The following is a 1,829-nucleotide window of genomic DNA, read 5'->3' on the forward strand; positions in this document are numbered from 1 at the left end:
ATGAATGCAGGTAAATATTTGAAGGAATGGCCCTCAGACCAGCCTTTCTCCACGAACGTCGCCAGGCGCCGGCCGAAGCCCCCGGTTCGGGCAGGGGCTCGCCCTCCAGGATTCGCGCCTGGTCCAGCAGCAGCCAGGGGGCGTCCGCCAGGGCCTCGCCCTTTTCCCCGGCCGGCGCCATTGGCCTTGGCCAGCTCGGCCAGGCGGCGGATCAGCGGGTGGCCGGGGTTGACCTCCAGGATGCGCTTGGAGCTTTCGTCCAGCCGCTTGTGGGCCTTCAGCATGCGCTCCAGGTGGATGTCCATGTCGCCCTCGTCCGCCACCAGGCAGACGGCGCTCTCACGCAGGCGTTCGGAGGTGCGCACGTCCTTGACCGCGTCGCCCAGGGTCAGCTTGGCCAGCGCCACCAGGTCGGCCACGCTGTCCTCCGGCGCCTTGGGCGCCTCCTCATCCTTATCCTCTGCCGTGACGTTGGCCAGGTCGGCGCCGCCACGGGTCACGGACTTGAAGGTGTGGTCCTTGTACTGGGTGACGGACTGCAGCCAGAACTCGTCCACCGCGTCGGTCAGGAACAGCACCTCCACGCCCTTGGCGCGGAAGCCCTCCAGGTGCGGGCTGCGGGCCAGCGCCGCCTTGTCCTCGCCGGTGATGTAGTAGATGGCGTCCTGGCCCGGCTTCATGCGGCCGACATAGTCTTCCAGGCTGACCAGTTCATCGCCGTGGGTGCCCCCATGGGTACTGTATGCGCGCAGCAGCTTCAGCAGCGTGTCGCGCTGTTCCCGCTCCTCATACAGGCCTTCCTTCAGCACGGCGCCGAAGTTTTCCCAGAAGCGCGCGTAGCCGTCCTTGGCCTCCGGGTCCTCCGCCTTGCGGGCCAGGTCGCCCAGCACGCGCTTGGCGATGCCGGTGCGCATCTTGGCCAGCATGGGGTTGTGCTGCAGCATCTCGCGGCTGACGTTCAGCGGCAGGTCCTCGCTGTCCACCACGCCGCGCAGGAAGCGCAGATAGGCGGGGATCAGGCCTTCCGGACCCTCGGTGATGAAGACACGGCGGACATACAGCTTCACCCGGTGCTTGCGCTCCGGCTCGAACAGGTCGAAGGGCTTGGACTCGGGGATGAACAGCAGGTTGGTGTATTCCAGCACGCCTTCCGCCCGCCAATGCAGGGTCAGCCACGGCTCATCGAAGGCGTGGGCGACGTGGTGGTAGAATTCCTTGTACTGCTCGGGCGTGATCTCGCTCTTGGGCCGGGTCCACAGGGCGGAGGCGGCGTTGGCCGGCTTCTCGTCGTCGCCCACCAGCACGGGGATGCTGATGTGGTCGCTGTACTTCTTGACGATGCTTTCCAGGCGATAGGTCTGCAGATAGTCATCCTCGCCGTCGCGCAGGTGTAGGACGATGCGGCTGCCGCGCGCCGGGGCGTCATCGCTCTCACCGACGGTGAAGGCGCCCTTGCCGTCCGAAGCCCAGCGCCAGCCTTGCTCCTCCCCCGCCTTGCGGGAAAAGACCTCGACCTCGCCGGCCACCATGAAGGCTGAATAGAAGCCCACGCCGAACTGGCCGATCAGCGACACATCCTTCTCGCCCGCCTTTTCAGCCTCGGCCTTCTGAGACAGGGCCGCCATGAAGTTGGCGGTGCCGGACCGGGCGATGGTGCCCAGGTTCTCCACCAGCTCATCCCGGTTCATGCCGATGCCGTTATCGGTGATGGTCAGGGTGCGGGCGGCGGTGTCGGGCGTCAGGGTGATGCGGAAATTGGCGTCCCCGGCCGTCAGGTCCGGCTGGGTCAGGGAGGCGTAGCGCAGCTTGTCGCAGGCTCCGAGGCGTGA

At 66.8% G+C, this 1,829-nt stretch carries 1 pseudogene; it reads right to left on the bottom strand.

From position 1 onward, the window contains the following. A pseudogene (htpG, locus tag I55_RS09335) lies at positions 1-1,829 on the bottom strand (molecular chaperone HtpG); the annotation flags it as partial.

It is taken from the genome of Azospirillum sp. B4 (assembly GCF_000333275.1).
In the GTDB taxonomy this organism is placed as follows: domain Bacteria; phylum Pseudomonadota; class Alphaproteobacteria; order Azospirillales; family Azospirillaceae; genus Nitrospirillum.